General features: G+C 68.2%; 22 protein-coding genes. 11 read left to right on the top strand and 11 right to left on the bottom strand.

Annotated elements, in window-relative coordinates:
- Positions 1–80: 80 nt before the first annotated feature.
- The 4 genes from ETD83_RS08155 to ETD83_RS08140 form a co-directional block, all read right to left on the bottom strand.
- Complete coding sequence (locus ETD83_RS08155) at positions 81–446, bottom strand: hypothetical protein (protein ID WP_205717550.1); 366 nt, start codon at positions 444–446, stop codon at positions 81–83.
- 14 nt (positions 447–460) lie between these two features.
- The gene (locus ETD83_RS08150) at positions 461–1,306 is read right to left on the bottom strand and encodes a hypothetical protein (protein ID WP_138644453.1); all 846 of its coding nucleotides are present in this window, start codon (positions 1,304–1,306) and stop codon (positions 461–463) included.
- Between the two features lie 52 nt (positions 1,307–1,358).
- Positions 1,359–1,757, bottom strand: a complete 399-nt coding sequence (locus ETD83_RS08145) for an STAS domain-containing protein (protein WP_171064080.1) — start codon at positions 1,755–1,757, stop codon at positions 1,359–1,361.
- A 455-nt stretch (positions 1,758–2,212) separates the two neighbouring features.
- A complete protein-coding gene (locus ETD83_RS08140; RefSeq protein ID WP_138644451.1) occupies positions 2,213–2,653 on the bottom strand; it encodes a MarR family winged helix-turn-helix transcriptional regulator in 441 nt (146 codons plus the stop codon).
- Positions 2,654–2,808: 155 nt separating this feature from the next.
- On the opposite strand from ETD83_RS08140, the gene ETD83_RS08135 reads away from it, so the two are divergent.
- Positions 2,809–3,981 (top strand): PP2C family protein-serine/threonine phosphatase, encoded by a 1,173-nt coding sequence (locus ETD83_RS08135; protein ID WP_138644450.1) that lies wholly within the window; start codon positions 2,809–2,811, stop codon positions 3,979–3,981.
- 260 nt (positions 3,982–4,241) lie between these two features.
- Here the strand turns inward: ETD83_RS08135 and ETD83_RS08130 are convergent, their stop codons facing one another.
- A complete protein-coding gene (locus ETD83_RS08130) occupies positions 4,242–5,084 on the bottom strand; it encodes a DUF1206 domain-containing protein (RefSeq protein ID WP_138644449.1) in 843 nt (280 codons plus the stop codon).
- A gap of 165 nt (positions 5,085–5,249) precedes the next feature.
- Between ETD83_RS08130 and ETD83_RS44285 the strand changes: the two genes are divergently transcribed.
- On the top strand, positions 5,250–5,513 hold the full coding sequence (locus tag ETD83_RS44285) for a GPGG-motif small membrane protein (protein ID WP_138644448.1): 264 nt from the start codon (positions 5,250–5,252) through the stop codon (positions 5,511–5,513).
- A gap of 548 nt (positions 5,514–6,061) precedes the next feature.
- Here ETD83_RS44285 and ETD83_RS08120 read toward each other — a convergent pair.
- Positions 6,062–6,586 (bottom strand): MarR family winged helix-turn-helix transcriptional regulator, encoded by a 525-nt coding sequence (locus tag ETD83_RS08120; RefSeq protein ID WP_171064079.1) that lies wholly within the window; start codon positions 6,584–6,586, stop codon positions 6,062–6,064.
- A 538-nt stretch (positions 6,587–7,124) separates the two neighbouring features.
- Between ETD83_RS08120 and ETD83_RS08115 the strand changes: the two genes are divergently transcribed.
- Positions 7,125–8,318: a PP2C family protein-serine/threonine phosphatase gene (locus ETD83_RS08115; protein WP_138644446.1), complete on the top strand. Its 1,194-nt coding sequence runs from the start codon at positions 7,125–7,127 to the stop codon at positions 8,316–8,318.
- A 1,329-nt stretch (positions 8,319–9,647) separates the two neighbouring features.
- The gene (locus tag ETD83_RS08110) at positions 9,648–9,917 is read left to right on the top strand and encodes a MerR family transcriptional regulator (protein ID WP_138644475.1); all 270 of its coding nucleotides are present in this window, start codon (positions 9,648–9,650) and stop codon (positions 9,915–9,917) included.
- Positions 9,918–10,749: 832 nt separating this feature from the next.
- Here the strand turns inward: ETD83_RS08110 and ETD83_RS08105 are convergent.
- Positions 10,750–11,223: a MarR family winged helix-turn-helix transcriptional regulator gene (locus ETD83_RS08105; protein WP_138644445.1), complete on the bottom strand. Its 474-nt coding sequence runs from the start codon at positions 11,221–11,223 to the stop codon at positions 10,750–10,752.
- A gap of 75 nt (positions 11,224–11,298) precedes the next feature.
- Between ETD83_RS08105 and yczE the strand changes: the two genes are divergently transcribed.
- From yczE to ETD83_RS08090, 3 genes are all read left to right on the top strand, one after another.
- Positions 11,299–11,919: a membrane protein YczE gene (gene yczE / locus ETD83_RS08100; protein ID WP_205717549.1), complete on the top strand. Its 621-nt coding sequence runs from the start codon at positions 11,299–11,301 to the stop codon at positions 11,917–11,919.
- Positions 11,920–11,930: 11 nt separating this feature from the next.
- On the top strand, positions 11,931–12,791 hold the full coding sequence (locus ETD83_RS08095) for an LLM class flavin-dependent oxidoreductase (RefSeq protein WP_171064078.1): 861 nt from the start codon (positions 11,931–11,933) through the stop codon (positions 12,789–12,791).
- A 278-nt stretch (positions 12,792–13,069) separates the two neighbouring features.
- The gene (locus ETD83_RS08090; protein ID WP_138644443.1) at positions 13,070–14,137 is read left to right on the top strand and encodes a homoserine dehydrogenase; all 1,068 of its coding nucleotides are present in this window, start codon (positions 13,070–13,072) and stop codon (positions 14,135–14,137) included.
- Positions 14,138–14,501: 364 nt separating this feature from the next.
- Here ETD83_RS08090 and ETD83_RS08085 read toward each other — a convergent pair whose 3' ends face one another.
- Positions 14,502–16,157, bottom strand: a complete 1,656-nt coding sequence (locus ETD83_RS08085) for an amidase (RefSeq protein WP_138644442.1) — start codon at positions 16,155–16,157, stop codon at positions 14,502–14,504.
- A gap of 355 nt (positions 16,158–16,512) precedes the next feature.
- Between ETD83_RS08085 and ETD83_RS08080 the strand changes: the two genes are divergently transcribed.
- Positions 16,513–16,800, top strand: a complete 288-nt coding sequence (locus ETD83_RS08080) for a hypothetical protein (RefSeq protein WP_138644441.1) — start codon at positions 16,513–16,515, stop codon at positions 16,798–16,800.
- A 141-nt stretch (positions 16,801–16,941) separates the two neighbouring features.
- Here the strand turns inward: ETD83_RS08080 and ETD83_RS08075 are convergent, their stop codons facing one another.
- Positions 16,942–17,505 (bottom strand): dihydrofolate reductase family protein, encoded by a 564-nt coding sequence (locus ETD83_RS08075; protein ID WP_138644440.1) that lies wholly within the window; start codon positions 17,503–17,505, stop codon positions 16,942–16,944.
- On the opposite strand from ETD83_RS08075, the gene ETD83_RS08070 reads away from it, so the two are divergent.
- Complete coding sequence (locus ETD83_RS08070; RefSeq protein WP_329602701.1) at positions 17,506–18,408, top strand: TetR/AcrR family transcriptional regulator; 903 nt, start codon at positions 17,506–17,508, stop codon at positions 18,406–18,408.
- A gap of 50 nt (positions 18,409–18,458) precedes the next feature.
- Here ETD83_RS08070 and ETD83_RS08065 read toward each other — a convergent pair whose 3' ends face one another.
- Together ETD83_RS08065 and ETD83_RS08060 are read right to left on the bottom strand one after the other, a co-directional pair.
- Complete coding sequence (locus ETD83_RS08065; protein WP_138644438.1) at positions 18,459–19,979, bottom strand: phospholipase D-like domain-containing protein; 1,521 nt, start codon at positions 19,977–19,979, stop codon at positions 18,459–18,461.
- A 353-nt stretch (positions 19,980–20,332) separates the two neighbouring features.
- Positions 20,333–20,830, bottom strand: a complete 498-nt coding sequence (locus tag ETD83_RS08060; RefSeq protein ID WP_138644437.1) for a hypothetical protein — start codon at positions 20,828–20,830, stop codon at positions 20,333–20,335.
- Positions 20,831–20,976: 146 nt separating this feature from the next.
- Between ETD83_RS08060 and ETD83_RS08055 the strand changes: the two genes are divergently transcribed.
- The gene (locus ETD83_RS08055) at positions 20,977–21,774 is read left to right on the top strand and encodes an SAM-dependent methyltransferase (RefSeq protein ID WP_138644436.1); all 798 of its coding nucleotides are present in this window, start codon (positions 20,977–20,979) and stop codon (positions 21,772–21,774) included.
- A 73-nt stretch (positions 21,775–21,847) separates the two neighbouring features.
- Complete coding sequence (locus tag ETD83_RS08050) at positions 21,848–22,621, top strand: ArsR/SmtB family transcription factor (protein WP_138644435.1); 774 nt, start codon at positions 21,848–21,850, stop codon at positions 22,619–22,621.
- The last annotated feature ends 223 nt before the right edge of the window (positions 22,622–22,844 follow it).

Below are 22,844 nucleotides of genomic sequence, written 5' to 3'. Positions count from 1 at the left end.
GTCCCGAGCTAGGACTCCAGGGCCGGACGGGCGCGCCGTACTGCGGGCCGCCGCCCGCAGCACGCTCACTCGTAGTCGGCTCACTCCCCGTCCGGGTCGTAGGTGGCGGCCAGGTGGTCGTGCAGGTACGCGTGGCGGAACTGGTAGACCGGCCCGGCTGTTCGGAGCAGCCCCAGTCGGTGGGCGTCGTCCAGGAACGGCATCAGCCTGCGCGGGAGACGGCCGCGGCGGCTGAGCCGGTCGGTCGCGGCCATGCAGGCCCAGCAGGCGTGGTGCCGGCCGATCAGGAAGCCGAACAGGAGTCCGCCGAGCAGCCCGAAACCGCCTCCGGCGACGAGCCCGCTCCCGAGGCCCGCCTCGGACATGCCGCCGGCGCCGCCCATGAGCCCGCCTCTGATGCCTCCCACCAGCCCGCCGACCAGCCCGAAGACGAGCCCCGCCGTCACGATGCGCAGGCGGTTCAGGGTACGGTCCGCACGCCAGCTGGCCAGAGGCGTGCGCGCCCGCTCGTCCTTGGCCGGAGCCTCGGCCCAGGCCGCCAGGCCCCACACGAGCCCGCCCTCCAGGCCGAGCCCGAGCCCGAATCCGAACCAGCCGGTGAGCCCGAACACGGACCAGGCCAGGAACCCGACCGCCATGCCGATGGCGACGCAGACCGCGAGGCGCGCTCCGAGAACGCGTACGAGGAGCTTGAGGCGTCGGCGAAGCCGCAGGTCGGCGAAGCCGGGAGGTTCCCGTTCCAGGACGCCGTCCGCAGCCAGGTCACCAGGGCGATCGTCACGCCGCCGACGAGCGCGGCCACAAGACCGACCGCGAGTCCGAACTCGGGGCTGAACTCCAGTGCGGTCGCGGCGACGGCGGCGATGCCGATCGCGAGGGCAGCGATGAGCCTGGGCAAACGCGTGGTGCGGGCCGTGCGGGCCAGGTGCCACCAGGCGAAGTCGCGACTGCCCGTACGGGTGAGCTGGTGGGCGAGGTAGCCCAGCCAGCGGCGGACCTGGGCGGGGTCGTGGCGGCGGCGCGGCCGGAACATCTCGGCGGGGTCGTCGCTGGGCGGACGAGTGTCGATCAGCGCGGGAATGAGCCGGTCGAACAGATGGGCGCGCAGCGCGCGGGAGCCGGCGAACCGATTCTCCAGCAGCGGAGCCGGGTCGGTGCCGGGCGTGACGTAGGACGTGCGCAGCAGCCACAGGCCCAACGGTGTGGCCACCAGGTCGGCCAGCGCGCCGATCGCCGACGCCCGCGGAACCGGGTCGCGCAGCCCCGCCAGGATCTCCTTCCACGCCGGAGCCGGCTCGACGGGCAAACCGAGTTGAGCCTGGCCTTCGGCAAAGGGAAGAAGTAAGCATTCCTCGTGATCAGACGCTCATGTCGCGGATCGAGCAGTTTGAAGCACCGCCTGGCATTCCGGTGAGCGCGGCGCGGAGAGCCGCGGTCGCATCGCGGTGAACCGGTATGCGTTCATCGAGCTTGGTCTGCCGGATGACCTGCCGCACGAAAGGCTGTAGCCCGGCCAGCCGAACCGATCCGCCGTGCTCAACTGCGTAGCTCTGGATCCGCATGATCGCGCGTACCGCCGCACTGTCCAGCATTGCGACTTCGGAAAGATCGACGACCAGGTGATCACCGGGGCCTTGCTGAACTCGCGTGATGTAGGTGTCAAACTCTTCGACCGCGGACCCGTCCAGTTCACCCTCGACCGAGACGAGCGTGGCCCCGGGAAGTGTTTTGCTGTACAGACCGAGTCGTCCGTCCACGCGACCTTGCCCTCCTTGCCCTAGTCTGCGGCTGGGTGGCATCAACTCAGATCACCCGCGCCCCTCGCGCGGACGCCTTGACCAGACTCTCCAGATCTGTGCTCGGCTTCCGAGCGGCCACGTGCCAGGTCGTCCCGGGCGTGGCAGCATCCAAAGCTCTGTGATGAAGACACAAGTCTCACGCGTCGACAATAGTTGCCATATGGCAACTATATCTCTGTCGGCCAGTCCTGTCGATTTCCGGCACCAGCCGGTGGCGGAGCCGACCGTCGACGGAACCGCCGGTGCCCCGAAGCGCCACACCCTCGCGGTCGCTACCCGAGGGTGGCATAGCGTATTCGGGCACTAACTAATAGTGCTCGACGTTGGCGCGCCGAGGATGGGTTTTCGTGCTCGCTGCCGTGCGGCATGCCTGCCCTGGGTGTGGCTGCCCAGGTTTGAAGGCTGTGTCGGTCTCAGGCCCGCATGGGTCCGTCGCCCTCGATCAGGGCATTTGGGGAGGTATCATCAAGGATGGCCTGAAGGTCGGAGAGTCCGCGCAGCAAGGCGGCGCGACCGGTTGCTGACATCTGGTTCATGAGCGCGGCCAGATCACGTTGGCGCCGGTGGACAACTTGATGAAGGAGCTGCCGCCCATGACGCGTGAGTACCAGCGTGGTCCTGCGACGATCGGCGTCGGGTGTCTCCCGCTCTACGAGACCGGCAGCCTGCAGCCTGTCACAAAGACGCGAGACCGACGAGGGAGCGGCCACCAGAGCTCCGGCAAGTTCGTTGATGGTCAGTCCCGCTCGCCGGTCGATGGCGAGGAGGCAGTCGAATTGCGGGCTGGAGATGGACGGCTCGGCGCCCTCACGGCTTTGTGCCCACAGCCGCGCGAGGTAATCGGCTGCGTGCATGACGTCGGTGGGGATGTCTTCCGAGGGGGACTCCCTGGGGCCGGTCAATTTGTTACCTCACCCGTGCCAGGAGGGTTGGCGGCTGATCATCGATCCCCTACCCGTCACCGAAAGTCTCATTCAGGGCACCTTAGAGCTATGTCGGTGATGCGCTGATGCGGCGATCACATTTCCCGGCCGAGGTGGAGCGCGCGATCCGCGCGGCTCCAGCGCATTCGTTGCCCGAGTCTCTGGAGAAGGCGATCGTGGAGGGGCTGCCTGACGTGGTGGTCGTTCGGCTGCTCTTGGCCGACTATCACCTCAGCGTGCTGCTTTCACCGGATGGCGAACTCGACGACGCCCCCATTCAGATGCTGGGCACCGCGGCCGGGCGAGTGTTCATCTCCCGCCGCCCGATGCTGGAGCCCGTCACGCTCGAGGACGGCAGCGCGGCATGCGAGATTCTTGCTCCGGTTCTGGCGCGTGGTGAGCGCCTGGGTGTGCTCGGCGTCGTGACGACGGTTCCCGAGCCCGGCCGACTTGTCGATGAGATCGATGAGATCGCCGAGATCGCCGGGGCGGCCCTGAAGGTCGCCTGGAACCATACCGACCGCTACGAACGGGTTCGCCGCAGACGCCGACTGACGCTCGCCGCGGAACTGCAGTGGCAGTTGCTTCCCGGCCAGGGCTGCGCGGGTTCGGAGTACAGCCTGGCGGGCCACCTGGAGCCGGCCTACTCAATCGGTGGCGACAACTTCGACTGGTCCACTGAACAGGACCATCTGGCACTGACCGTGACCAACGGTTCCGGGACGGGCATCCAAGCGGCCTTGCTGACCTCGCTGACCGTGGGAGCGCTACGGAACGCGCGGCGTTCAGGCGGAGATGTGGCCGAGCAGGCAAGCCTGGCGGGGGACGTCGTCCATGCCCGTTACCGCGGCGAGGAATTCACCGAGACACTGGTGTTGCGCATTGATCTGGCCGATGGCCTGGTTTCGGCGGTCGACGCGGGATCACCGCGCCTCCTTCGCATGCGCGGGGCGAAGGTGACCCCGATCGAACTCGAGCATCAGATGCCGCTGGGGATGTTCGCCGAAACCGCTTACGAGATTCAGCATTTCAATATCGAGCCTGGAGACCGCCTCGTCATCGTGAGCGACGGCGTCTTCTCAGCCGCCGCTCCCAGCGGCGGTGATTACGGAACGCTGGTCCTGGAGCAGCAGATCCGGCGTACTCGGCTACAGGACACATCAGAGGTTCCGCTGTCGATCATCGCTTCCCTGATCGACTATCACGAAGGCCGCGATCTCGCTGACGACGCCGTGGTGCTCTGCCTTGACTGGAAATAAGTATTCCAGATCATCGCCGTTGCCTAAGGGCGGCGATTGAGCATCATCCGGGCTACCGCGAGCGCGACGAGAATCACCACAATAAGCAGGATGATCTTAATCAAGGTTTCTCCCGGTATCTCCATGAGTCAGTAGTTGTCATATGGCAACTAATGTGAATGTACCTCACTCGTCAAGGGCGCTACGCCGACGTCTGCCGCGGCACCTGACCGATACCGACCGACTCGCGGGCTTGAAGGTCGCTCCCGTCGGCGCGTTGATCAGGCCCGGACGGTCTCCACTTTGCGCCAGCGCGCTTCGCAGAAGGAGTACACGCCGAAGATCGCCAATCCCACGGCCACGGCGACCAGCAGCCACGGGCCGGCTGGAGTGTGCGCCGACTCGCGCAAGGTGCCGTCCAAGCCCTTGGCCTTGCCCGGGTCGAAGGTGATCGCGGCATAGCCGAGAAAGACGCCGACTCCGCTGAAGACCAGGCCGCGGGCGCAGTTGCCGAGCAGCCCCAGCACCGTGACGGCCTGGCGTGCCCGGGCGTGTATCTGCCCGGTCTTGAGTTCCTGCAGGAATTCTCGCCGGGCTCCGGTGTAGATGATGGCGGCTCCCACGATCAGGAAGCCGGCCGCGATCGCCAGCACGACCCAACGGCCGCCCGGCTCGGCCATCACCTTGGCGGTGAAGGCCTGGGACCGCTGGTCGGTGGAGCCGCCCTGGTGGCCGAGGGCGAAGGCCAATGCCCCGATGAGGCTGGCGGTGTACAGCAGGCCGCGTGTGAACGACACGAGCCGATTGTGCGCCTTGTGCCCGTCCGGGACCGGCTGGCCGTAGCGGGCCTCAGCGTATTGCCACAAGGCGAGGCCGGCGAATCCGACCACGATCAACCAGAGTGCGACTGTCCCGCCAGGGGTGCCGACCACAGTGGCCAGCGCTCCCTTCTGGTCCGCCTCTCCTTTTCCGTTCCCCATGCCGATCTGCGCCGCGAGCAGTCCGATCAGCAGGTAGATGATCCCGCGGGCCGCCAGGCCCGTGCGGGTCAGACGATGAAACCACGGGTGTCCCGCGGTCTTGCGCCCTGTGCCTGGCACACTGCCTGCCACGTTCGCCGACATATCGCCACCTTTCACTGGACGGGCGGCTCTCCCCGTTCGGCATCAAGCCAAACGCGCGTCGGCCAAGACCTGGGGTAACAGTGGCGGCCCACCGTCGGCACCGGCGCCTATCGCCATGCCCTGCCGCTTCACTAGCGTGTTTGAGCATCCAGCGCCCGGGAACCGTTGCCCCATGGCAACAATCTCGCGGCCATCGCAGTCATCCTGGTCATCGCCGGGATCTACGTACGTGTCGCGCGCCGCGACATCCTCTGGGGCGTGGTCCTGATCATCGTCGGGCTGGTGGTCGGCCCTGGCGGCGTCAGCATCTTCGGCCCCTCGCCGTATCCAGCACCTCTCGCGATGCGGTGCCTTCACGACCACCTTCTCGCCCCCGGGTCCTGCTCGCCGCAGCGATTGCGGACCCCCGCCGCAAGGAGAAAGCGATGAATCGAATCCTCAGTGCCCTTCGAGACATTCTCGGAACGATCGTGACCGTCATCACACTGCCGTTCAGGGTCGTGCTGAAAATTCTGAGCCCATCACGCCGCCGCGGCGGCAGGAGGACCCGGCGCTCCGCCCCCTGACTTCCCGAGGAGATGGAGCATGACGCTCCCTTACAAGGAACGGCGGATGGGGTTATCGCTGATACCGCCGGATCCGCACTCCGCTCGACAACAGACCCGCACAGTGGCGCTGCTGGCCAGCCTGCCGACGCGCTGTCGGCGTGCGGGCCGGGCAGCATGAGCTCCGCGTCCACGCCGACGCGCCCGGCAGAGCAGTTCGGCGAAAAGGGCTCGGGTGCGAAGTAGGCGCAGGCCAGGGCACTCGGCGCTGTGCCGATTCCAGCACGACCCGGATCAAGGGTCTGCATATCCTGCCAGCCGTGATCAGGACCTTTGGATGACAGCGAGGTTCGCCGAACCAGGCAACGGTGACGTCGGCCCCGCTCATCCGCTCGAGGAGGCCGGCGACAATTGTTGGGGCCCACCAGCGCACTAGGCGGAGCGGTCTCGCACGATCGGCGGCTGCACGACATCCGGTTGCGCGGCATCCGGCTGTTCGCACAGCCGTCCGAACTCCGTGAGGGCATCGATGAGGCACCGCTGAGACGCCGATGTCATCCCGGCCAGCGCCTCTGCCACCACTGATTTGCGCCTTTCGCTCAGTTCAGCGAAAAGGGCCTGCCCCTCCTCGGTCAGTCGCAGGACGACCTCGCGGCGATCGGCCAGCGCCCCCTCCCGGATGACCAGTCCCGCGGCCTCCATGCGGTCGCACAGCCGGCTCGCCGAGGACGGAATGGCGTCCAGCTCGGATGCCAGGCCGCGCAGATTGACCTCGCCATGGCGGGCGATGATCTCGATCGTCTGCAACTGGATCGGAGACAGAGACACCTCAAGGTCTCGCCCAGCCCGGTTCCACAGCACCACCACGGCCCCCAGGGCACGCTCAGCCGCCGTGACGACATCGGCGTTCACACCACTGTGCAGGGTTTCGGCAGCAGGCAACTCTCCGGGACTCACGAACGGCCCTCCCAACAATGCTGCAGTAGCCGCACGCCGTGGCACCAGCGTCGGTGAACAGGGTCGCCACCGGAAGGTTTGGCCCAGACGCCGCCGCCGGTGCGGATCACAGCGACCGGCGCACCCTCACGATAATCGACCACGCGATCGGTTTCCGTCCTGCGACACCGTCGACGCAGGCCCGCGCCTCCACCCACCGTTCGTCACCAGGCTCAGCCGCCGGCTCACGGACCAGCTCCCGGGGACCGTGCCGACCAGCGGCGAACATTTGCCATATGGCAAGCTTTATGTCAGTCTGCGGATCGGTCCTTCCGACTCCCGCAAGGGGACGACCGGGCTGGGCGCCGACGGAGGGAGTCGGTCGGCGACTCAGGTTCACCTCCACCGAGGTGAGTTCTGGTGATGGGGACTCTGGAGACTCCAATCCACAACCGGTCCGGCTGCGCTCCGGCGCGCGTTCTGGACACGACGGTGGCGCCGGCGCCGCGTGCCGGCCCACCTGTGGTTCGCGTCCCAAGAGCTTGGAGGTTCAGCGGAGATGGAGGACGCGATGACCCCGCCGGATCGGCGGAGGAAGATCGAGACCGCCTTGCGTGCGGCGCCGGCGCATTCACTGCCCGAAGCGCTCACCGCCGCCGTCCTCGGCTCCTTCCCCCAAACAACGTCGCTTCGACTACTGCTGGCCGACTACCAGCGACGCCTCCTGCTGCCCATCGACGATCCCGCCTCGTCGGGTGCGGTCCGGATCTGCGACAGTCCCGCAGGCCGCGCATTCGGTTCTCAAAGTCCGGTACCGGTCCCGGCCATCGTCGGAAGGGCCGGAGAGCGGCGCTTGTTCATCCCGGTGACGGCGCGCGGAGAACCCGTGGGTGTGCTCGAGATCCGCCTGAGCGCCGATTCTGACGCGTTGCTCGATGACTCACTGCTCGCTGAGCTGGCCCAGTTGGGTGAGATCGTCGGCTGCGCCCTGAAGTTGGCATGGAAACACACCGACCGCTACGAACGCGCCCGCCGGCACCGGCGGCTCACCCTGGCGGCCGAACTGCAATGGCAGCTGCTGCCCGCCTATGGATGCGGTGGAGCTGAATTCAGCATGGCCGGCCATCTCGAACCGGCGTACGCGGTCGGCGGCGACAACTTCGACTGGTCCACCGAACGCGACCATCTGAGTCTCAGTGTCACCAACGGCTCGGGCAACGGTGTCCAGGCCGCACTGCTGACCTCTCTCACCGTTGGAGCCCTGCGCAATGCCCGCCGGTTCGGCGCGGATCTCGCCGATCAGGTCAGCCTCGCGAACGACATGGTCTATGCCCGCTATCGGGGCAGCGAGTTCACCGAGAACCTCGCGTTGCGCATCGACCTGGCCGATGGCATGGTGTCCGCGGTCGACGCAGGCTCACCGCGCATCCTGCGAATGCGCGGAACCCACATAGAACCCCTCGAGCTCGACCCCCAAATGCCGCTCGGGATGTTCCCCGACACCCGCTACCAGGTCGAACGCTTTCAAATCGAACCAGGGGACCGACTGATCATCGTCAGCGACGGCGTCTGCGACGCCCAGGCACCCGACGGTGGCGACTTCGGCACCGTCCTGCTGGAGGACACTCTCCAGCGCACCAGGTCGCTCGAGGCGGCCGAGGTGCCGCTCTCGATCATCAAGGCCCTGATCGAACACCGTCAAGCCACCGACCTGGACGACGACGCCGTCGCCGTCTGCCTCGATTGGAAATAGCCCCCAGGGCGCCGCGCGCCTGAGGAAGCGGCCTCGCCGCGCGAGCAGCATCCCGCCAGACGCCATCGCACGTCGGCTCCAGCCCCACAACCCTGCTTGCTGGCGCCAAAGTAGGCGGTTCGGGACCGAGACCCGGCGGGAGTCACAAAGGCCAGGAGCCTAGCTGCCATCCCTGCCCCATGAGCCGACGATATTGATCACGCTTGTCCGCGAGCGAGCAGGACCGCGCTTCTCCACGTCCGCGACGCGCAGGGGTCACTGCACCACCCCTCCGGGTCAGATGTTGCGATCACGTTCAGAACCCAAGGTCTCCCCTCTCCCGCATCTGGAGCCTGTCCTCACTCGCCGAATCACCGCGGCCTAGAACCGGGTGCGCATCGATCCGGTCAGACACCCCGTCGGCAAGGTGCCCACGATGTCGTACCGAGGCCGTCGGTCTCCGGCCGTCCCATCTCCACCCCTCTCCCTCTGCCGGTCACCTGGCGTTGGTGCGGCCATCGGTGCCGGTCCGCTGCCGGATCGCCGGCATACGCCCGGCGACTTCGAATGGTTGAGATCGTGCCGGTGTGAGTGATTGATCAGCGGGCACAACCTGCCTTCAGGCACCAAAAACCTGTAGTGATCGAGGTAGATATTCGCGGCGATGTGGGGTAGTGTTCCTGTCATCGACGAGGAACAAGTCCATGAGACGTGGCAGATGACGAACTGCCCGGTGAAGTGGATGGCGCAGGCCGGGCGTGCCGGGGTCAACGCAGTGCAAGGGACTCCGGCAGCTGGTCGGGCGCCCGGCGGCCAACGGGCCGCCGGCAGCATGAAGTCAAGTGAGGGAAAGAACGCAGGTAGGAGAATACGGAAGGAGGGCCTCGGCACCATCGGGATCGCCCGCAGCGGGCTTCAGTCACACCGCGCGGGAACCGCAGCCACAGATCCGACCGTGGCCCGCGGTCACGCATCCGCGATCCCCGCGCCCCCGCTCCAGGCGGGCGGCGCGCACGACCACCGGCCTTCGTGCCGGACGGATGGTGTGGTACCTCACGGCCCCGGCGCCCGCGGTTTGGCGCCGGGGCCCCGTCACGTTCCCACCCCGAACCAAGCCTTGAAGAACAGGCACAGCGCAGTACGGAAGGTTTTGTGAACCCAACCCGGCCGGCTCAGACCGGCAGCCACACCGAACACCAGGACCCGCAGCCCACGCCGACCGGCGCAGCGCCAAGCACCACCAGCGGTGCCGGGGCCACGCCCGACAACACGCGCGGCGCCGCCCCGGACGACAGGCTCGACCACAACCTGGAAGACAAGCTGGACGACGAGGACTACCCCGCCTACAGCATGGGCCGCGCCGCCGACATCCTCGGCGTCACCCCAGCCTTCCTGCGCAGCCTGGACACCGCCAGACTGTTCGTCCCGCAACGCTCGGCCGGTGGCCACCGCCGCTACTCCCGCTACCAGCTGCGCCTGGCCCAACGCGCCCACGACCTGGTCAACCAGGGCACCGCCCTGGACGCCGCATGCCGCATCATCATCCTGGAAGACCAACTCGCCGAGGCACAACGCATCAACGCCCAACTCCAGCAGCGCCGCGACTCATCCCCCGCTTAGCACGCCCCAAACAGCGGCAAACGCACGCTGCGCACCCACTGCCACCGCTGCTTGGGGCCGGGCCGCTTCATTGTGGGCGGAGCAGCGATGGTGACCGGTGTTCTGCCATGGGCGTCACTGTGGAGCTGTCCTGTGCACCCTGAGGTAGCAGGTGAGCCCCCCACCGCGATGCAGCAGCCTTGCGCCCGTGAGGTGCGGGCTTAAGGGCGGAAGATCGGCGGGTTCGCCCCAGCCTGACCACCACTCCAAGTAGTAAGAAGGAGACGCCCGGCCTGCAAGAAATCGAGTCTCGCGCCTTCAGTGTGTGCGATCAGTTCACTTCAGGGCCCGACTCCGCCTTCCCCTGCCCCCAGGCCCGGGCATTTGTTCTCAAGCGGGGACGGCTGAGATCCTGGTCGAATCCTGCGACCCCACTGCGAGAAGCCAATGAGCGCTGGCGGCACTCCTGAACCGGCCTCCGCAGATGGAGAGCTCCCTTCGACCCCACCCTGCTCGCTCTACTCTCGCCGTTTCAGGAATATCGCGACCGGCCTGGTGAGGATCTCACCAACCGTCGGGGATAGCGGCATGCTTCCTGCCTACTCCCGAAATATGTCCAACGAGAGGCAATCGCAGCACGTGAAAAGACGCGGGTTCGCATCTCCTTCGTCCGGATCAGGGACCGTGTCGGGTTGTTGAGCCTTCGGTGGGGCCCGGCTCACTTCTTCGTGGCGTAGCCCGTAGCCGAGATCGCCCGGATTACGAGGGCACCAACCAGGTCCAGCGCGTGGTTATGGCCACCTGAGCCGCGTCTTCTTTCGTCGTCCTGCCGCAGAGGCCGCGGCGCCGGGCGCTATGGGGTGGGGCGGTCGGGCTCGGTGAGGTTGGTGACGACGGTCTGTGCGATGGCCGCGAGTGTGTCGATCTGGTCGTCGGTGAGCAGGTCGATGAAGTGCCGGCGGACGGATTCGACGTGCGGCGGTGCGGCCTCGACGATCGCGCGGAGACCCGCGTCGGTGAGGACGACGAAGCAGCCGCGTCGGTCGGCGGGCGCGTCCTCGCGTGCCACCAGGCCGCGGTTCTCCATGCGGGTGATGTGGTGGGAGAGCCGGCTCTTGGACCACAGGATCTGCGCGGCCAGGTCATTGAGCTGCTGCCGGTGCCCCTCGGTCTCGGAGAGCGTGGAGAGGACGTCGTAGTCGGCCTCGGACAGCCCTGAGTCGCGCGCCAGATCGCGGGTGAACTGCAGATCGAGCAGGGCGCGCATGCGCCGGTAGCCCCGCCAGGCGCGGTCCTCGGGCTCGGTGAGCCAGCGCGGTTCGGACACGGGCCCATCCTACCTGAAGGTTGACGTGTCATCTAACTTATTTTAGAATGTTGACACGTCAACCCGGAGGTTGCGATGCGAGTTCGTCTGGTGAACCTCTACGCCGGGCTGATCCTCTTCGGGGTCAGCATCGCGCTGCCGCTCAAGGCGGGACTGGGGCTGGCCCCGTGGGACGTCCTTCACCAAGGTCTGGCCGAGCGGAGCGGGCTGCCGATCGGCCTGGTGGTCAACGTGGTGGGAGCGCTGGTGCTGGCCCTGTGGATCCCGCTGCGCGAGCGGCCGGGCCTCGGCACCATCAGCAACGTGCTGGTCGTGGGGCCGTCCGCGCAGCTCGCGCTGATGCTCCTGCCGGAGCCGGGAGATCTCGCGGTGCGAGTCGCTCTACTGACCTCCGGGGTCGTGCTGAACTCGATCGCCACCGGGCTCTACATCGGCGCGAGCCTCGGTCCCGGGCCGCGCGACGGTCTGATGACCGGGCTGGCGCGACGCGGCGTGTCGATCCGCCTGGCGCGCACGTCGATCGAGGTGTCGGTGCTGGCGGCCGGGTGGCTGCTGGGCGGCACCGTCGGTGTCGGAACGGTGCTTTACGCCGCCGCCATCGGCCCGCTGGCGCAGTTCTTCATCCCACTGTTCACCGTGGAGCACGTCCGCGATCACGCCGGCGAGGCGGCGAAGACGCAGGTCGGCGTCCGATGAAAGGGAATCTCATGAACGCTCTGCAGTTCGGGCTGGACGTGCCGGCATCGGCGGCGCCGGGAAGCGACCCGGTCCGCGAGGCGGCGGAGGCCGAGCGGCTCGGCTTCGACTTCGTCTCCACCTCGGACCACCCCTGCGGCACCAGCCCGTCGTTCGAGACGTGGACGATGCTGGCGTGGATCGCCGCGGCCACCACCCGGATCCGGCTGGCCACCCGGGTGCTCGGCGTGCCGTACCGGCCGCCGGCGATGGTCGCCAAGATGGCCGAGACGTTCGACCGGCTTTCGGGCGGCCGGCTCATCCTGGGGATGGGCGGCGGGTACTCCGACGAGGAGTTCCGGGCGTTCGGGCTGCCGGTGCCCACGCCGCGAGACAAGATCGACGGCCTGGAGGAGGCCGTCGCGATCACCCGCGGGCTGTGGTCCCGGCCGGCGTTCACCTTCGCCGGGCGCCTCTATCACACCGAGGCCGCCGACCTGGAGCCCAAGCCCGACCGGCGCATCCCCATCTGGCTCGGCACCTTCGGCCCCCGCGCGCTGGCACTCACGGGCCGGGTCGCCGACGGCTGGATCCCGTCGTACGGGCTCGTACCGCCCGACGTGATCGCCGGGCCGCGCGACCGGGTGCTCGCCGCGGCCGAGGAGGCCGGCCGGGATCCCGGCGCCGTCGCGCTCGCGTACAACATCGAGGTCCGGATCGGCGCCGGAACCGGGGATCTGACCGGCACCCCCGAGCAGGTCGCCGAGGGCCTGACCGCCTGCGTGAAACTGGGCTTCACCGCACTGAACCTCAAGCCCACAGGCCCGGACCGCACCGAGCAGGTCCACCGGCTCGCCGAGGAGGTCCTCCCGGCCGTCCGCGCGTCGGCGTGACACCCCGTGCTGGGGGCAACGGGATGGGCATCGGCTCGAGGTCTTGCGCGGCGAACACGAGGGCAGACCGCCACCCTCCCGAGCCAAGCGACAGTCCGCCCTCGACACCTATGCGTGGTACGACAGGGTGAACGTGTACAGCGCAGCCAGATCCAGCGCGGGTGGGGCGTCCTAGTCCGTGTTCGGAGGGCCGACCGGATGGTTCGAGCCGAGGAGTGGCCTGGTACGTCCCGCATCCGCGAAGCGCGGGTGCACGGCCCCAGAGCGGAGGCTCGCAGATGACTCGGACACAGCGCCCGGTGCGGATCTGGCTGGTCGGCTTCGGCATGGTTGGCAGATGGCTGGCCAGTGCCCTCGACGCGCAGGCGGAACGGATCGCGACCCGGTACGGCCGAGCTGTAACGGTCGTCGGCGTCGGCAACGCCCGAGACGGATTCATCTATCACCCCGACGGTCTCGACCTCGGGTCCACGCTGGCGGCGGCATCCGCCGGCCGGCCGATCACCGACCAGCCCGCGGCGCGTGTCTGGCCGAACGCGATCGACGGGCTTCGCGCCACCGAGGCCGACCTTCTGGTGGAGGTGACGGCGAGCCCGGCGGCGCACGGCGAACCGGGCGTGACCCACATGCGCGAGGCGCTGCAGCGCGCAATCCCCGTCGTCACCTCCAACAAGTGGCCGGTCGCCCTGCACGGCGCCGAGCTCAGCGCGCTGGCGGAGCGCCACGGCGTGGCGTTCCGAGCCGAATCCACGGTCATGTCCGGCACCCCGGTGCTCAGCACGCTGACCGAGGGCCTGGCGGGCACCGCGCCGTCCGCGCTGCGTGGAGTGCTCAACGCCACTGCCAACCTCGTCCTGTCCCAGATGGCCAACGGTCTGTCGTATGAGCAGGCGCTGGCCGAGGCGCAGCGCGCCGGACTGGCCGAGCGGGACCCGGCCGCCGACGTCGAGGGTCACGACACGGTCGCGAAGGTGATGATCCTGTCGGCGCTGGTCTTCGGCAGGCAGCTGAGCCGCGAGCAGGTCACCCGCCACGGCATCACCGAAGTCACCGCCCGGCAAGTCCGCCAGGCGGCGTCGGCCGGCGGGCGGCTCAGACACCTCGCGACACTCGCGTTCTCCGGTCCCGACGGCACCGGAACCGTCACCGCCCGCGTGCAGCCCGAAGTCGTTCCCGCCGGCGACCCGCTGGCCGGTATCGACGGCGTCACCAACGCCGTGGTGTGCCAGGCCGGCCCGGTCGGAGCAGTGACGATCATCGGGCCTGGAGCGGGACCGGAACTCGCCGGCCAAGGCGTGCTCAGCGACATCATCGCGATCACGAATGCGCAGCCCGCGGTGTCCTGACCCGGCGAACCGGCGACCAGGCGGCAAGACCGGCCGGCGCCCCAGACGAAGCCTCCGACAGTGGCGGCGCCGCGTCTGGCTGCCGCGTCTGCCCTTGCCCGCGTCCCCGCACGCGACGACGACGGCGATGCCGGAGCCGACGACGGCATGAGCTTTTCGGCGGGCACGGGCGCCGGTCTTGGTGGGGTACAGCGGTGGCTGGACGAGGCGGTGGCACAGAACGTGTCCTGCCCGGGAGCAGGCGTGGCGGCCACCCTCAGGAACCAGACCTCCGCCGAGGCACTGGCGGTGATGAGCCTGGACCCACCGGCACCGGCTGCAAACACGGGATGACACAGCGGAACACCGCACTCGGTCCGCGGGGTCAGTTCAGGGGTGGGGTGCTTGCCGGTGGTCGGCGGTGGTGTGTCGCTGTCTGGTAGTCGAACGCGAGCCCGAGCAGTGTCGGTTCGCTGAACGGGCGTCCCAGTAGCTCGACACCTACCGGCATGCCCTTGGGTGTGAAACCGGCGGGGATCGTCAGCGCGGGGAACCCGGTGTTGGCGGCGAGGGCGCAGATCCTGAGGCCCTCTTGGGGCTGCCCGATCGGCGCGGCCTGTTGTGAGACTGCCGGGTAGACCAGTGCGTCCAGGTCATGCGTGTTCATCAGCTTGTGGAGCAACTGTTGTGCCTGTGCGCGCTGGGCCAGCCGTTGGTGGTAGGCGTCCTGCGGGCCGGTCGAGGTGCCCAGCCGTTCCTTGAGCCGCTGCAGGACGGTGGGCGTGACCTGGCCGGAGGTGACGATGTCGGCCAGGGTCACGATGTCGGACGGTGGCTCCAGCCTGGCCAGCGAACGGGGGAATCGTGAGCCCGGCGCCGCCAGGTAGCGATTGAGGTCGCGCTCCATCTCGTGGACGAACACCCAGGAGGCGTCCACCGCCGACATCAGCGCGGGTTGGGCCGGCAATTCGACGATGGTCGCGCCCTGCGAGGCCATGTCCTCGGTGGCCGTCCGGACCAGCGCCGTCGTCGCCTGCGCGGGCACCGACGTGCTCAGATAGTCGGTGAACACACCGATGCGGGCGTTGACCAGGGCGGTGTCGTCCAGAGCGGTGGTGTAGGTGCGGGGGATCCGTCCTATGGAGGCTTTGGTGGGCGGGTCGTCCGGGTCGTATCCGGCGGTGGCGTCCAGGATCAGTGCGATGTCGGTGACTGATTTGGCCATGGGGCCGCCGGTGTCCTGGGTGTCGGAGAGCGGCGCGATGCCGTCGCGGCTGGACAGCCCCTGGCTCGGCCGCAACCCGACCAGGCTGTTGTGCGCCGCGGGGCTGCGGATGGAGCCGCAGGTGTCCGAGCCCAGGCCGGCCGCGCCGAAGCCGGCCGCGACACCGGCGCCCGTGCCGCCGCTGGAACCGCCCGGGTTGCGGGTCTGGTCGTAGGGGTTGCGGGTTTGTCCGCCAAGCGAGCTGATGGTCTCGACGCCGGAGGCGAACTCATGCAGGTTGGTCTTGGCGAGGATGATCGCCCCGGCCGCGCGCAGCCGCGCGACCTGCTCGGCGTCGTCGGCGGTGCGCCAGTGCCTCAGTGCCAGCGAGCCGTTGGTCGTGGGCAGGTCTTCGGTGTCGTAGTTGTCCTTGATCAGGAGCGGGATGCCGTGCAGTGGGCCGCGGACGTGGCCCTGCTGGCGCTCGGCGTCGAGCCGGGCGGCATCGGCGATCGCTGTAGGGTCCCTGCGAATGACCGCGTTGACACCGGGCTGGTCGGCATACGCCTGCTCGTAGGCATCGATGCGTGCCTGGTATGCCTTGACTAATCGGACCGAGGTGACCTGGCCGCTCGCCAGCAGTCGGCGTAACTCGGCGGCGTCCATGTCCACCACCCACTCGGCGATGTCGGCCGGTGTCGCCCGGTTGCCCGCGTCGCCAAGCGCGGCACCGCTGCCCGTTGCCGCGCCGACTGTGACCACGGGCGCCGTCAGGATGCCGACACCGGCTACCAAGGCCGCTGCTCGGGTGCGCAGGTTCCGTCTTCGTCTTGCCATATCGGCCTCCTCGTCACCGATTGGCGCCTCGACGTCCAGCGCGGGAGATGTGCGTTCGGCCCTGCCGCCCGTGAGTAGCCGCTGACTGTGCCGCCTTGATTATGGCCCGGGGGTGCCGGAGCGGCTACCCGCCAGAAGCGGACACATCACCCACGAAGGCCAGCGCCATGTGACTCTCGGTGCCGACCCGCGCCGCTGCGCGTAAGCCACCCGGAAGCTCAACCGGCTCCGGGAACAATGGCTTACTCGTAACCCGGCCTGAGAAACTTCTGCGCCACCGCCATCCGTTCGAGTGTCTCGCGCGAATATCCGATCGGAGGTTGTCAGGCCAGCTCCTCGATGATCGGAGTCTCCCATGGTTCGCATCCGCCGTGCCGCCGTCGCTAGCGCTCTCGTCGTTGCCTTCCTCGCCAGTACCGCAGCCGCACCCGCCGGTTCAGTGCTAGTTGACGGCGGCGGATTCGGCCCCACCCGACCGACCGCCCTCGATGCCGCGTTGGACGACGCCCGAGCCACGGCGCAATCCATCGGCTACTACGGACCCTGTGTCATCGTCGGTGATCCGCAGGTCTTCTTCGATCCCGCCGACCCTTATGGCCGTTTCTACCGAGCTCAGTTGCAGGCCAGCTGCGAAGATGCGTAGCTATTCAACGGCAAGATCCGCGGTACGGGGCAAGCGCTCCACCTGGTGGTGGTGAGGAAATACACAACCGAAGGACCCTGGCGACTTCGAATTCGAGCGCGTGATCTGAAGCCGGTCCAGCGTCTCTGTGGCCGACCCGGCTCAGATGCGGACTCTGTAGCGGATGTGGGTGGCCTCCGGCGTGTCCAGTACCTGGACGATCTCCAGTTCGATCTCCAGGGGCAGCACCTCGAACAACCGGTGACCGCGACCGAGCAGCACCGGGACCTGATGGATCACGATCTCGTCCAGTACCCCGGCCTCCAGCGCCCGTTGTCCCGTGTAGGCGCCGCGCACCTGCACGTCCCGGTCCCCGGCGGCTGCTTTGGCCTGTGCCATCGCGCTCTCGATCCCGTCTTGGACGTAGGTCACCAGCGGATAGCCCCAGCGGGCGGCCGGGCTGGGCGGCCGGTGGCTGGGCACGAAGATCGGGAGACCGCCGTGATCGCCACCCCAGTGATCCATGAGTTCGGCGGTCCGCCGTCCGGCCAGGACCGCACCGGCGGCGTTCCATTCGTCCTGGAACTGCTTGGCCGCCTCGGACGGCTGACCGGCCGCGTCGGCCCACTTGTGCAGCCGCTCGCCGTCCTCGCCGCCGAGAAAATCGTCGGGGTCGGAGATGTACCCGTCCAGCGACATCGACATGTCGAGCACCGATTTGGACATATGCCTGCTCCCTGTCTCGATGACGAGCCTCCTGTGGACGCGCTCCTTCTTCCACTCCGAGGAAGCAAACTGCGTCCTAAGGACACTGTGTATCGTAGAGATAGTTTGAGCGAGCTGGCAAGCGAGAGGACGCGGATGGCAACCGACCAGGACCCCAAGGAATTGGCCGAACTGCTATGGGGCCTGCGGAAACCGTCCAGCAGAGGGCCCAAGCCCGCTTTCGACGTCGCTCAGATCGCCGACACCGCGGTGCGGGTCGCCGACGCCGAGGGCCTGGAGGCCGTCTCCATGCAGCGGGTCGCCGCCGAACTCGGCCTCACCAAGATGGCTCTGTACCGCTACGTCAACGGCAAGAGCGAACTGATCGCCGTCATGATCGAAGCCGCGGTCGGCGAACCTCCCGACCTGAGCCGGCTCAACGGATGGCGGGCCGGCCTGGAGGAGTACGCACGCCAGTTGGCCGCCACCTGGCAGGAGCATCCCTGGTTGCCTTCGATCACCGCCGGCGAACGCGTGATGGGCCCGCGCGAGACCGGCTGGCCCGAAGTCGCCCTCGCCGCCCTGAGCGACACCCCCCTGACCGAACGCGAACGCCTGGAGGCGGTCATGCTGGTGTCCAGCCACCTCCGCGGCGTCCATGCGGCCGCCACCCACGGCACCCAGGCCTGGACGGCCGGCGAGGCCGCCACCCCGATCATGCGTGACCTGATCCTGCGCAACGCCGATCGCTTCCCAATGCTCGCCACCATCAGGGCCAGCCCTTCGACCACCGTGACCCAAGTGTTCGGCCTGAAGGCCATCCTCGACGGCTTCGACCACGCCATCAAACAACGCACCCCAAGACCCCGCCGATCCGCTCCCGGCGTAGGCCGCGACAGCACCGACCCGGCAAGTCACACGTGAGGCCCATCACCCGGCTCCTGAAGTCGCCATCTGAGACGAGGATGGGGAGGTCAGGGGAAGCAGGTGGTCTCCAGGTTCATCAGGGGACGCAGGTCCGGCAGGAAGGGCAGGGGCCGGTCCGGATCGACGAAGTGGCAGACGGCGTGGTGCCTCGAATCGGGGGCGTCCGGTGTCGAGATGTTCTGGTCCGGCCACTCGGTGAGACCCGCGATGGGGTCGTCGACGGCACTCGGGTCGGGAAGGCCGAGGTGCTCGCTCCAGAGGGCGATGCGCAGGTCCTTGGCGAACCGGCAGACCGGCACCGCGACCCCGTCCATCGTGCCGGGGACGACATCGGCGTCGACGACGGCGACCGAGAGCTCGGAGTCGGAGGTCTGGCTGCGGCGGCTGATGTTGGGGGAGCCGATGACCGCCAGGCAGTCGTCGACGATCATCAGTTTCGCGTGGACGTAGATGTCGGAGCCCTGCCCGGGCGTCTGGAGATGGAAGACGAAGACGTTGTCCGGGCGGTCGCGGCGCAACAGGTCCAGCACGTCCTGCTGCATCTGGTTGTGGTACGGCGCGGTCACGGCCAGGTCGTTGCGGTGAGCCACGACGCAGATCACCTTGACGCCGCGCACCGTCGCCTCGCGCAGCCTGTTCACCAGCCCCGCGGGGCCACCGCTGAAATCCCCGGTGCACGGCCACAGGTACTGGTCTTCGATGTAGACATAGTGCTCGGCATTGTCGACGGCGCGTTCATAGAGCTGCCGGACGGTCTGCTCCCCGGCGATGCCGAACGGGTACACGTTGCAGGCCAGGGTCCGGAGGACCTGCACATGATGTGTTCCGGCGCTGAACGGGGCGGGTGGGCCGCCCACGATCGGCGGCGGCACGACCGGGCCGGGCATGGCCGGTATCGAGTTGGCCGGTGTGGGATCGTTCCACCGGTCGGTGAAGTTCTGCCAGACGTGCGCCGCCGCGGGGCCCTGAACCGCGCAGTGCACGTCATGCCAGGCGTCGAAACCCTCCCGTGTGCGTCCGGACGGCTGGTCGTGCGCGGGGACGTCCCAGCGGTCGGGGGCGATGTCGATACCGCCGGTGTAGGCCCATTCCACGCCGTCGACGCTGAGCACCGCGGTCTTCTGGTGGTGGGAACTGAACGAGACGGTGCGGTTGTCGAGCACGGCCGTCGCGCCGAGGTTGTTCGCCTGGGCGACGAAGTCGATGTTCTCCACCATCTGCGAGGCCGGAGCGGCACCACCGCTGCCGCTCCCGCTGCCGCTCCCGCCGGGCCCGGCCAGCCAGATCAGGAACCGGCCCGTCACCCCGCGCGACATCAGGTCGGACACCTGGTCGAGGAAGGTGACCCCGGGCGCGAAGTCGGGTTCCAGGGCCTGTGCGCCGGTCGTCCGCCATCCGGTGAAGTGCAGGTGGTCGCCCGACACCTGACCCGCCAGCCGGGCCGCCAGGTGCGCCATGTACTCCCGGCCGTCCACCAGCGGGGTCACCTGGTTCTCGGACGTGAAGGCGGGGAACCGCGGCATCTGTGACGCGGGCAGGAACCAGGTCGCTGGATCAGTGCTGGCCATGACTTTCCTCCCGGGAAGCGACGTCCGGACCGGCGCCAGCGGCGTCCAGCCCGGACCATCGGACTCCCAATAGCGCGTGATCCCTGGGTCTGACGAGCAATAATTCAGTCACAAGACCTCCGCCGAAAGCGGACCTCATCTGTAATTCGTGGCCTCACGAAGCCGGGGAAACGTGTCCCCTCACATATCCATGCGTATCCCATTCGGCCTCGTCCGGCGCCCAAGCGTCAGCCAAGCGGGATTGAAGATTCGGCCGATTCCGACGTCGCGGCCCGGCCTGCGGGCCTGGAGTAGGGCCCGCCACCGAGTTCGCTGAATTTCACTCCATAAATGCCGAGATGCGCTCGGGTTCGTCAGCCGGGTTCGCTGCCGGCGGCCCAGCGGAGGCTTTCGGATGGGAAGTTCTTCGCGCGGTAGGCCTGGGCGGCGGCTGCCAGGGCCTCGAAGTCGTGACTGTAGTTCGAGACGCCCTTCTCGTCGCGCATGTACTGGACGAACGGCTCTAGGCACTGCCACATGCTGATGATCCCGCCGCTGTACAGCTCCAGAAGATAACGGCGCGAGACGAACTTGTTGCGCGAGTGGAAGCCGAGACTGTGAAAGAAGTCAGCATGCCGCGCGTAGAGCAGGAGGTCCTGTTCTGAGGCGGTTTGCGGCTCGACCGGCCCGGTGTCGAGGATCGCCTTTCTCTCGGCATAGCTGGAGAGCTCGGCGAATCCATCGAAGAGGGACTTCATCGTCTCCAGATTGCGGGCGAGCGAGACCTGGCGGAGTTGCATGATCGCGAACAGGATTCCCAGGATGACCGTGACCGCCTGGATGATGGTTGCCGCCTCGGCCAGTTCGTCCAACGCGATCTCATTCCGTCGCTCGCTGCCTGTTCAACAGACGTGCAAGCCGAGGTCACGGTTCCCCTGCCGCGCCACCGCCAAGGTTGTCACTGTCGCGACAGGCGGGGCGACGACTGACGGGGCGGGGGCCGGGAACGGAACCGCGTATGAGCGCAGACAGGCCCGGTCCCGACATCGACACGAGCGTTCCCCATGTGGCGCGCATCTGGAACTACTGGCTGGGCGGCAAGGACAACTACCCGCTGGACCGGGAGGTCGGCGACCAGATCCTCGGGATGCTCCCGGACGTGGCGCGCCTCGCCCGCGCGTCCAGGCTGTTCCTCAACCGGGTCGTCTGGCATCTGGCCGCGGAGGCGGGCGTCCGCCAGTTCATCGACGTCGGGTCGGGCCTGCCGACGGTGGATAACACCCATGAGGTCGCGCAGCGGGCGGCGCCCGAGTCCAAGATCGTCTACGTGGATCACGATCCACTCGTCCTGCAGCACGCGAGAGCCCTGCTCGCGAGCACGCCCGAGGGGGCGACGGCCTACGTCCACGCCGACCTGCGCGACCCCGACCGCATCCTGGACGCCGCCGCCGCGACGCTGGACTTCGGCAGGCCGATCGCGTTCACGCTGATGGGCATCCTGGAGTTCATCCCGGACGACGACGAGGCGTTCGCGATCGTCCGGCGGCTTCTGGGCGCGGTGCCGCCGGGCAGCTACTTCGCCATGTTCGACGGGACGAACGTCGTCCACGGCGAGGCGTCCGACCGGATCGTCGAGGTCTGGAACGCGTCCGGGAACGCGCCGCTGGTCCTGCGCACCCCCGAGCAGATCGGGCGGTTCTTCGACGGCCTGGACCTGCTGGAGCCGGGCATCGTCCCCGTGACGCACTGGCGTCCGGAGGGCGCCTCCGAACCGGACGCGGTGGACGCCTACGGCGGTGTCGGCCGCAAGCCGTGACCCGGGATTGACATGCAGCCGGATGGCTGCATATTGTGCCAGGCAACCAGATGGCTGCATATTGGGACGGTGCATGGACGAGGTCTTCAAGGCGCTCGCCGACGCGAGCCGCCGCAGGCTGCTGGACAGCCTCAACACCCGCAACGGGCAGACCCTCCGGGAGTTGTGCACGGGGCTGGACATGGCCCGGCAGTCGGTCAGCAAGCATCTCGCCGTGCTGGAGGACGCGGACCTGGTGACGACGATGCGCCGGGGCCGGGAGAAGCTCCACTACCTCAACGCCGCCCCGATCAACGCCATAGCCGACCGCTGGATGAGTCGGTACGACCGGGAGCGGGCGAACGCGCTCGCCGACCTGAAAACCGCATTGGAGCAGGACCCCATGAGCGAGTTCGTCTACACCACCTACATCCGGACCACGCCGGAGCGGCTCTGGCAGGCGCTGACCGCCCCGGCCTTCACCCGCCGCTACTGGGGCGTCGCCTTCGAGACCGACTGGGCCCCCGGTTCCACGATCACCTGGCACGAGGAGAGCGCGACGATGGCCGACCCGGAGCAGGTCGTCCTCGAAGCCGACCCGCCCCGCCGCCTCTCCTACACCTGGCACACGTTCACCCCGGAATGGGCGAAGGCCGTGGGCGTGGACGAGGAGACGCGCCTCAAGCTCCTCGCCGAACCCCGCTCCAAGGTGACCTTCGACATCGAGGCGTCCGGTGAGACGGTCAAGCTGACGGTCGTCCACGCGGCGGGCGACGCCCTCCTCGACATGTCGCGCCACGGCTGGCCGCAGGTCCTGTCCGGCCTCAAGACGCTCCTGGAGACGGGCGAGCCCCTTCCCGCCGAATGACCGCCTGCCTCCGGCCCCGGTTCGCCTCGGTGACTCGCGGGCCGGGCTAGAGGCGCATGCCGCTCCCGCCGGTTTCCTCTTCGCCGTCGGTGGTGTGCTCGAGTTCCAGGTACTCGTCGTCGGGCCAGAGGGAGTCGGCGAGGCAGGCGAGGTACTCCTCGTCGGCGGGGTCGAGTTCGGCGGTCATCGACTCCGGGTGGACGGCGGGGGAGGCGCCCTGGGG

It is taken from the genome of Actinomadura soli, assembly GCF_005889715.1.
GTDB lineage: Bacteria > Actinomycetota > Actinomycetes > Streptosporangiales > Streptosporangiaceae > Spirillospora > Spirillospora soli.
This window is presented reverse-complemented; position numbering and strand designations above follow the sequence as displayed.